The organism is Kitasatospora sp. NPDC004723 (assembly GCF_040609255.1).
Taxonomy (GTDB): domain Bacteria; phylum Actinomycetota; class Actinomycetes; order Streptomycetales; family Streptomycetaceae; genus Kitasatospora.
The window spans coordinates 133,059-140,982 of the sequence record NZ_JBEXJT010000017.1 but is presented as its reverse complement, the minus strand read 5'-3'; the positions used below and the strand labels follow the sequence as shown (position 1 = coordinate 140,982).

General features: G+C 75.0%; 3 protein-coding genes. 1 reads left to right on the top strand and 2 read right to left on the bottom strand.

Going from position 1 to position 7,924, the window contains the following annotated elements:
* Nucleotides 1-88 precede the first annotated feature (88 nt).
* Together ABZW10_RS19030 and ABZW10_RS19025 are read right to left on the bottom strand one after the other, a co-directional pair.
* The gene (locus tag ABZW10_RS19030) at nucleotides 89-1,003 is read right to left on the bottom strand and encodes a leucyl/phenylalanyl-tRNA--protein transferase (RefSeq protein WP_355366732.1); all 915 of its coding nucleotides are present in this window, start codon (nucleotides 1,001-1,003) and stop codon (nucleotides 89-91) included.
* A complete protein-coding gene (locus ABZW10_RS19025) occupies nucleotides 1,000-4,494 on the bottom strand; it encodes an amino acid adenylation domain-containing protein (protein WP_355366729.1) in 3,495 nt (1,164 codons plus the stop codon). The genes ABZW10_RS19030 and ABZW10_RS19025 overlap by 4 nt, the downstream gene beginning before the upstream one ends.
* Before the next feature lie 187 nt (nucleotides 4,495-4,681).
* Between ABZW10_RS19025 and ABZW10_RS19020 the strand changes: the two genes are divergently transcribed.
* Complete coding sequence (locus ABZW10_RS19020) at nucleotides 4,682-7,864, top strand: EAL domain-containing protein (protein WP_355366726.1); 3,183 nt, start codon at nucleotides 4,682-4,684, stop codon at nucleotides 7,862-7,864.
* The last annotated feature ends 60 nt before the right edge of the window (nucleotides 7,865-7,924 follow it).

The window sequence follows — 7,924 nt, the reverse complement described above, 5'->3', positions numbered from 1 at the left end:
AACCACGCGGCCCCATCGAGACCGAAGCAGCCCGCCGCCTCGCCGACGACCTCAAGAACGAGTGATCACCCGATTACCCAACACTTTCTCAGGCACGCCGGGCGTTGCGGTACGGGTGCCGGTGCGCGCGCGGGTGCCCGTGCGGGCGCGGCTCGCGGGGGCGCTCGGGGGCGAGCCGGGCGGCCGGGAGGCGGGCGGTGTCCAGCGGCCCGACGGCCCGTCCGGCCTCCTCGGCATCCTGGGCGCCCCCGGCCAGCGCCGCGAGGTAGCGGGCCCGGGGCTGCGGGACGGCGCCGAGCGAGCGCACGTGCGGGGAGTCCCACTGGGCGTCCAGCAGCGTGCCCCCGGCGGCGGCGAAGCGGGCGGCGAGGTCGGCGACGGCGACCCGCGCGGCGTCCGGGCGGCGGTGGAACATCGAGTCCAGGCTGAGCACCGGCCCGGCGGCGATCCCGAACACCCCGCCGACCAGCTCGCCCTCCTCCCACACCTCCGCGCTGTGGGCCGCGCCGATCCGGTGCAGTCCGGTCAGCGCCTGCTGCAACCCCTCGGTGAGCCAGGGAGGTTCGCGCCCCTCGGCGCAGGCGGTGAGCACCTCCCCGAAGGCCAGGTCTGCGGTGGTCCACCAGTCCAGGCGGTTGCGCAGCAGCCGGGAGAGCTTGCGGCCGATCCGGACGCCGTCGACGGCGAGCAGCGGCCGCGGGTCGGGCGACCACCAGGCGAGCGCGTACGGGTCGGCATCGAGGCCGGCGTCGGGGCCGGCGTCGGGGCCGGCGTCGGGGACCGGCAGCAGGGCGATCTCGCCGGCCGCCACCGCCCGTTCGCAGCGGGCCTCGTTGAAGGCGCTCGCGTAGGGGTCCGCGGCGGGCAGCGGGAACAGTCCGCGCCGGTAGGCGGCGAGCAGGGTGCGGGGCGCGAGGTCGGCGCCGAACGCGGCCGGGCCGTCGGCGGGTGCGCGGGCGACGTCGAGCGCCGCGAAGAGCTCCTCGGGGGCGGTGGCGGTCATCGCGGCGCCTCCAGCGGCGGATCCTCCGGCGACGGCGCCTCCGGTGACGGCGCCTCCAACGCCGAGGCGCCCTGCGGCCGGGGCTCGCGCGGTGCGTCGAGGAAGCCGTCCGCGGTGAGCCGGTCGAGGTAGAAGTCGAGCAGGGCGTCGTCGACGGCGGGCAGTTCCACCCCGCTGCCGGCCAGCGCCCGTTCGGTGTCGGCCCGGTCGAAGCGCGGGAACATGGGGCGGAAGTACAGCTCGCTGATGGACAGTTCGGTGCCGGGCACGCGGTCGACGAAGAGCGGCACGAACGGCGTCATCGGGTGGGTGGGGTGCCGGGCGGCGAACCGGACGAGGTCGCGCACCCACCGCGGGTAGGGGACGAGGCGGACGCGGTGGCCGCGGGCGCGCAGCCGGGCGGCGAGGTCGGCGAGGTCGGCCGGGTGCGGTGAGGTCAGGTGGTAGACCTCGCCGATGGCGGGGGCGTGGGCGACCACGTGGCAGACCGCCCGGCTGAACCGGTCGGCCGGCACGAAGTCCAGCGGCAGCCGGACGTCGGGGCAACTGCCGCTCTGCGCGATGTATTTGATCAGGGCGCAGATCTCGGTGCCGGTGTTCATCACGCCGGTGCGCAGGTCCCCGGTGACGTCGTTGGTGCGCAGCACGGTGACCGGCAGCCCGCCCGCGGCGGCGTGGTGGAGCAGCTGTTCGGCGACCCACTTGCTCTCGACGTAGCCGACGGCGAGCTTGTCGGGGTGGGCGAGCGGGGTCCGTTCGGCGACCTCGCGCACGCCCGCCGGGCCGAAGCCGGCCAGCACGGCGAGGGTGGAGAGGTAGTGGACGGGGATGCCGCGGGAGTGTCCGGCGAGGCGGATCACCTCGCGGGTTCCGGCGACGTTGGCGGCGCGCAGCTGGTGGTAGGGGTAGAGGAAGTTGACCTGGCCGCCGAGGTGGTGGACGGCGTCGAGGCCGGCGGCCAGCCGCTCGAAGTGCTGCCGGCTCAAACCGAGCCGGGGTTCCGCGAGGTCGCCGACGAGCGGGACGACGCGGCGGTCGGCGAGGTCGTGGCGCAGGTAGCGCTGCTGGGCGGCGCGCAGGCGTTCGAGGGCGTGTTCCTCGTCGGGGGCGCGGACCAGGCAGTGGATGCGGGCGTCGGTGGTGTGCAGCAGGGCGTCCAGCAGGTGGGCGCCGCAGAAGCCGGTGGCGCCGGTGAGCAGGATCTCGGTGGGTTCGGCGCGGGAGGGGGCGGGGCTCCAGGACTGCCGCAGGGGGGTGTCGAGGCGGGCCTCGGCGGCCCAGTCGACGGCGGCCTCGCCGGCGGGGGGCCCGCCGGCGGCGAGGGTGGCGGCGGCGAAGGCGCGCAGGGTGGCGTCGTGCAGTAACGCGCGGGTGAGGAAGCGGATCCGGGTGACGTCGATACCGAACACGATGCGGGCGCGGGCGAGCATCTCCATGGCGAGCAGGGAGTTGCCGCCGAGTTCGAAGAAGTCGTCGTCGGGGCCGATCTCCTCGATGCCGAGCAGTTCGGACCAGAGCCGGGCGACGCCGGTCTCGACGGCGGTGCCGGCGCCTCCTGCGGCGGGTGCCTGCTCGCGGCGGTCGGGGGGCGCGTCCGCCCGGGCCCGCGCCGCCGCCCCGTCCGGCCGGTCCCCGGCGTCCCGATGCCCCTCATAACGGCCCCCGTCCGCCGGGCTCCGGTCCGCCCGTTCGCCGTCGCGCGGCCGCACCCGGGGCGGGGCGTCCGGCAGCCGGCGGCGGTCGATCTTCCCGGCCGGGGTGAGCGGCATGCCGGCGAGCGGAACGAAGCGGTCCGGGACCATGAAGTCCGGCAGCCGTTCGGCGAGGTAGGCGCGGATCCGGCCGCGCCGGGCGCGGGGGCCGGAGACGGCCCGGTCGGTGAGCGTGTAGTACGCGGTGAGCACGCGGCTGCCGTCGCCGCCCTCGCCGGCGGCGACCCGCGCCTGCCGGACGTCGGGGTGGCCGGCGAGCACGGACTCGACCTCGGCGGGGTCGACGCGGTGGCCGCGGATCTTCAGCTGGTCGTCGTAGCGGCCGAGGACCTCCAGGGTGCCGTCCGCCCGCCAGCGCCCGGCGTCGCCGGTGCGGTACATCCGCTCGCCGGGGCCGGGGGCGTAGGGGTCGGGCAGGAACGCTTCGGCGGTCGGGCCGGGCGCCTTCCAGTAGCCGCGGGCCAGACCCGGCCCGCCGAGGTGGATCTCGCCCTTCTCGCCGGGGCGTACGGGGCCGAGCCGGGCGTCCAGCACGTGCACCCGCACCCCGGGCAGCGGCCGTCCGATCGGCACCGGGGCGCCGGGTCCGTGCGGACCGGGCGCGGCGAGCGTGCGCTGCGTGACGGCGCCGAGCGTGGAGGTGACGGCCGCCTCGCTGACCCCGTAGGCGTTGACCAGCCGGACGCCCGGCAGCCGTTCCAGGCAGGCCCGGCAGTCGTCCTCGTGCACGGTGTCGCCGCCGACCACGATCAGCCGCAGTCCCTCGGGCGCGGGCCCGCCGGGCGGGAAGAGGCCGAGCAGGTGGTGCCAGTAGGCGGGCGTGAGGTCGGCGACGGTGAGCCGCAGCGCGGGCATCCGGTGGGCGAGCTCGGTGGGCGCCCAGGTGCGGGCGCCGCCGAGGACGAGGGTGGCCCCGGCGGCGAGGGTGGCGAAGACCTGTTCCAGCGCGGTGTCGAAGCCGAGCGCGGCGAGCTGGAGCACCCGGTCGGCCGGGGTGAGCCCGTAGGCGTCGATCACCCGGTCCAGGGTGAAGGCCAGGGCGCGGTGGGTGACCGGCACGCCCTTGGGGGTGCCGGTGGTCCCCGAGGTGTAGATCAGGTAGGCCAGGTCGTCCGGCACGCCGATGTCGGGCACCTCGGCCGGCGCCGTGGCGCCCTCGTCCGGGGTCACCGTCCGCACCTGCGGGAAGCGCGTCCCCTCCCCCGCCACGACCAGGTGCGCGCCGCAGTCCGCGACCAGCCGGGCGAGCCGCCGGTGCGGGTGCGCCGGGTCCAGCGGCAGGAAGGCGCCGCCCGCCTTGAGCACGGCGAGCCAGGCGGTCACCAGGTCCGCTCCGCGTTCCAGGCACACGGGGACGATCCGTTCCGGCCCGGTGCCCAGGGCGCGCAGCACCGCGGCGAGCCGTTCGCTGCGGGCGTCCAGCTCTCCGTAGTCGAGCGTGCGGTCGTCCGCGACGACGGCGGCGGCACGCGGGTCGTGCGCGGCGCGTGCCCGGACCAGCCCGTGCACGGTGCCGACGGCCCCGGAGCGGGGCCGGGCACCGATTCCGGGTTCGTGTCCGGGGGGTCCGCAGCCGAGTCCGGCGGGAGCCCACTCGCGCTCCACGTACCCGCGGCACTCCTCGGACGGGGCGGGCCCGAACACCGGGCGCCAGCCGCCCGGCACCGTGAGGCCCCCCGGCCAGATCGCGTACTGACCGTCCTGGCTGACCAGCACGGCGTGACGTCCGGAACGCGCTCCGGGCTGTGCTCCCCGTGCGCTCTCTGCTGCATCGTCCACCGGCTTGACCTCGTGCTGTGGCGGCAGAATGCTGGGAGGTGCGACATTTCCGACTATACGCACTCAAGGCCCATTTCGAACGTCCGACCGGACCTCCCCGGCCCGGGACGGACGCTCGCGAGCCCCTGCCCGGACCCCACCGCCCCGCTCGGGGCGGGCGTGGTGATGCCGAGGAGGAGGTAGCTCGTTGACACGTCGGCGCCAACGCCTGATGGTCTGTTACCTGGCGTGGATGGTGCTGTTCACCGGCATCTACTACACCAACCCCTCCCAGCGGATCATCTGGTGGACGGGCATCGGCCTGGGCGGCGTCGCCGCCATCGTGGTCGGCGTCCGCCTCAACCGCCCCTCCCACGCCGTCTACTGGTACCTGCTGGCGCTCGCCAACCTCAGCTTCACCGCGGGCGAGGTGGTGCAGGTCGTCCAGATGCAGTTCCTGCACCTGGGCAGCCCGTTCCCGTCCGTCGCCGACGGCTTCTACCTCGCCGAGTACCTGCTCTACGCGGCCGGCGTGCTGGGCTTCATCCGCTGGCGGACGGCGCATCAGGACCGGGCCAGCCTGCTGGACGCGCTCATCCTCACCATGGGCCTGGCGCTGCTCGCCTGGATCTACCTGATCCTGCCCTACGCACGGAACCCGGACCTGGACTGGTTCCAGAAGGCCGTCTCGATCGCCTACCCGCTCGGCGACGTCGTCGTGCTCGCCCTGCTGCTGCGGCTGATCGTGCCGCGCGGCGGGGTCAGCCGCTCCCTGCAGCTGCTCGCCGCCGGAACGGTCGGCCTGCTGGTCTCCGACATCCTGTACGGGCTGATCCTGCTGCACGGCGACTGGCACATCGGCACCCCCGTGGACCTCGGCTGGGCCGCCTTCTACACCGCCTGGGGCGCCGCCGCGCTGCACCCCTCGATGGTCGAGCTGACCAGACCCATCCCCAGCCAGCAGCCGGACATCGGCCCCGGCCGGCTCGCCCTGCTCACCGCGGCCTCGCTGATCGCGCCGACCATCCTGATGGTGGAGGCGGCCAACGGGAACACCAGCAACGCCGGGGTCATCGGCGCCTTCTCGGCGATCCTCTACCTGCTGGTGCTCGCCCGGCTGGCGGTCGTGGTGCGCGCCCGCCGGCAGGCCGTCACCCGCGAGCGGGCGCTGCGCGAGGCCGGCTCCTCGCTCACCGCGGCCGTCACCGTCGAGGAGGTCGCCGACGCCGTCCAGGCCGCCGCCTCCACCCTGATGCCCACCGAGCCGGGCCACGTCGCGCTGCTCGCCGTCACCGACGGCGGCGTGCTGCACGTCCGGCACGCCGAGCGCGGGGCGGGCCGCCACCACCTCGGCGCCGGACGCGACTCGGGCGAGGTGCTCGCCCTGGCCGCCTACCGGGAGACCCGGCTGCTGCCTGTCGAGGACATCGGCAGCGGCCTGGCCGCCCGGATCGACGGCATGCCGAGCGCCCTGCTCTGCCCGCTCACCCTCGCCGAGCGCCCCTCCGGCGACCCGCTGATCGGCGCGCTCATCGTCACCGGCACCGAGCAGGAGCTGACCAGCCTCTGGGGCTCGCTGGAGATCCTCGCCGCGCAGGCCGCGCTCGCCGTCGAGCGGGTCATGCTCAGCCAGGAGATCACCCGGCGCGACAGCGAGGCCTACTTCCGCACCCTGGTGCAGAGCGCCGGCGACGTCATCCTGATCCTCGACGACGACGACTCGGTGCGCTACGCCTCGGCCTCCTCCGCCGGGCGCGTCCTCGGCCGCTCCGACCTGGAGGGCACGCTGCTCACCGACCTGGTGCCGCCCGAGGACAGCCGGGCGGTCGGCAAGGCGCTGGCCCGGATGCGCGGCCCCGCCGTCACCGGCGGCGCCCGCTCCGGCCTGGACACCCAGCGTGAGCACTGGCGGTTACTGCGGTCCGACGGCTCCCCGATCGAGGCCGAGGTGCGCTGCAACGACCTGCGCGACGATCCGACGGTCGGCGGTCTGGTACTCACCCTGCGCGACGTCACCGAGCAGCGGCAGATGGAGCGCGAACTCACCCACCGGGCCTTCCACGACTCGCTCACCGGCCTCGCCAACCGGGTGCTGTTCCGCGACCGGGTCGGCCACGCGCTCTCCCGCGGCGAGCGCAGCGGCGCCGTCACCGGGGTGCTCTTCCTCGACCTGGACGACTTCAAGGTGGTCAACGACACCCAGGGCCACGCGGTCGGCGACGAGCTGCTGGTCGCCGTCTCGCTGCGGATCTCCACCGCGCTGCGCTCCTCCGACACGGCCGCCCGGCTCGGCGGCGACGAGTTCGCGGTGCTGGTGGAGGACGCGCTGGAGCCGGCCGACGTCGGGACGATCGCCCAGGCGGTGCTGGCGGCGTTCACCGAGCCGTTCAAGCTGAGCGCGGGCGCGGTGCGGGTGTCGGCGTCGATCGGGGTGGCGACGACGGAGGACAGCGTGGACGGCACCGAGCTGCTGAGCCACGCGGACCTCGCGCTGTACTCGGCGAAGGCGGCGGGCAAGCGGCAGTGGTGCCTCTACCAGCCGGCGCTGCAGGCCGGGCTGATGGCGCGGCACGAGCTGAACGAGAACCTGGACGCCGCGCTCGCCGAGTCCGCCTTCCGGCTGTACTACCAGCCGATCGTCGATCTGCGGACGGGTGACCTGGTCGCCTTCGAGGCCCTGGTCCGGTGGCCGCACGACCGGCGCGGCATGGTGCTGCCCGACGAGTTCATCGCCCTCGCCGAGGAGAGCGGCCAGATCGTGCCGCTCGGCGCCTGGGTCCTGGAGCGCGCCGCCCAGGAGGCGGCCGCCTGGCACGACCTCAGCACCCCCGCCCGCGCCACCGCCGGCCTGCCCCCGCTGCGCGTCAACGTCAACGTCTCAGCCCGCCAGTTCCGCGACGCCGGCTTCGTCGACGTGGTCCGCGGCGCCCTGCGCTCCTCCGGCATCCCGCCCGGGTCCCTGGTCCTGGAGCTGACCGAGTCCGTCCTGATGCGCCGCGACGACCGCGTCCACACCGACATGCACACCCTCGGCGAACTCGGCGTCGGCATCGCCATCGACGACTTCGGCACCGGCTACTCCTCGCTGTCCTACCTGCGCGAGTTCCCGATCTCCGTGCTGAAGATCGACAAGTCCTTCATCGACGGCCTCGGCCTCTCCCAGCAGCAGTACGCCCTCGTCGAGGGCATCACCCGGATCGCCGACACCCTCGACGTCCAGGTCATCGCCGAGGGCATCGAGCACCCCGAACAGCGCGACCTCCTCGCCGCCATGGGCTGCCCCCTCGGCCAGGGCTACCTCTTCGCCCACCCCCTCACCGCGGACCAGGCCCAGGACTTCATCACCCGCCACACCACCGCCCTGAGCCACCCCTCCCGCACCGGCCCGTGAGCCCAGGAGAACACCACCCGGAACATGAACGCCACACGGAGTTGCCATCTCCGAGGATCA

What these genes read in the sequence shown, in the direction of transcription:
- ABZW10_RS19030 (WP_355366732.1), bottom strand. Translation starts at nt 1,003, where the DNA reads ATGACCGCCACCGCCCCCGAGGAGCTCTTCGCGGCGCTCGACGTCGCC.